Source organism: Streptomyces sp. NPDC090045, assembly GCF_044747975.1.
Taxonomy (GTDB): domain Bacteria; phylum Actinomycetota; class Actinomycetes; order Streptomycetales; family Streptomycetaceae; genus Streptomyces.
Map to the genome: position 1 here is coordinate 1 of NZ_JBIVFA010000018.1, position 1,441 is coordinate 1,441.

The following is a 1,441-nucleotide window of genomic DNA, read 5'->3' on the forward strand; positions in this document are numbered from 1 at the left end:
GCCCGGTTACATTCCGAACCCGGAAGCTAAGCCTTTCAGCGCCGATGGTACTGCAGGGGGGACCCTGTGGGAGAGTAGGACGCCGCCGAACAATCTTTCAAAGGACCCTTGGTCCAGCGTTCAACGCTGGACCAAGGGTCCTTTTTTGTTTCACCTCTTTACGCCGAAGCGCGGCCATGGGTTGGTTGCGCGAGAATGACTAGCGGTACCCCGAAGACAGGAGTCACACCCATGTCCAACTCTCCCGACGATCGTCCGGAGCGCGAGCCTCGGCGCAACGACGGCGGTGACAGGGGCGGCTACCGCGGGGGCCGTGACGACCGTGGTGGCGACCGTCCCCCGTTCCGTCGTGACGACCGTGGTGCCAGTGGTCGTCCGTCCAGTGGCGGCGGCGGCTTCCGCCGCGATGACCGTGGTGGGCGTCCCGCCGGCGGCGGTGGCGGCGGTTTCCGCCGTGACGACCGCGGTGGCGACCGTCCCAGCTACCCCCGCCGTGACGACGACCGCGGTGGTCGTCCCTCCGGTGGCGGTGGCGGTGGCGGTGGCGGTGGTTTCCGTCGTGACGACCGTGGTGGGGACCGCCCGTCGTACCCGCGCCGCGATGACCGCGGTGGGGACCGTCCGTCCTTCCCGCGTCGTGACGACGACCGTGGTGGTTTCCGCGGCGGTCGCGATGACCGTGGCGGCGACCGTCCGTCGTACCCGCGCCGTGACGACCGTGGTGGCGACCGCCCGTCGTACCCCCGTCGCGATGACCGCGGTGGGGACCGTCCCTCGTACCCGCGTCGTGACGACGACCGTGGTGGTTTCCGCGGCGGTCGTGACGACCGTGGCGGCGACCGCCCGTCCTACCCCCGTCGCGATGACCGCGGTGGCGACCGCCCGTCGTACCCGCGCCGTGACGACCGTGGTGACCGTCCCACCGGTGGCGGCTTCCGCCGGGACAACGACCGTCCCAGCTTCCCGCGCCGTGATGACCGTGGTGGGGACCGTCCGTCCTACCCGCGTCGCGATGACCGTGGTGAGCGTCCCACCGGTGGCGGCGGCGGTTTCCGTCGCGACGACCGTGGTGGCGACCGTCCGTCCTACCCGCGTCGCGATGACCGCGGCGGTGAGCGTCCCTCGTACCCGCGTCGTGATGACGACCGTGGTGGCTTCCGCGGCGGTCGTGACGACCGTGGCGGCGACCGCCCGTCCTACCCCCGTCGTGACGACCGTGGTGGGGACCGTCCCAGCTACCCGCGCCGTGATGACCGTGGTGACCGTCCCACCGGCGGTGGCGGCGGCTTCCGTCGCGACGACCGCGGTGGCGACCGTCCGTCGTACCCGCGCCGCGATGACCGCGGTGAGCGTCCCTCGTACCCGCGTCGTGATGACGACCGTGGTGGCTTCCGCGGCGGTCGTGACGACCGTGGCGGCGACCGCCCGTCCTACCCCCGTC

At 71.8% G+C, this 1,441-nt stretch carries 1 rRNA gene and 1 pseudogene; both read left to right on the forward strand.

The features are described 5' to 3' along the window. A 5S ribosomal RNA gene (gene rrf, locus ACIPYQ_RS34810) occupies positions 1 to 91 on the forward strand; the annotation flags it as partial. A gap of 104 nt (positions 92 to 195) precedes the next feature. Next, positions 196 to 1,441, forward strand: a pseudogene (locus tag ACIPYQ_RS34815) (hypothetical protein); the annotation flags it as partial.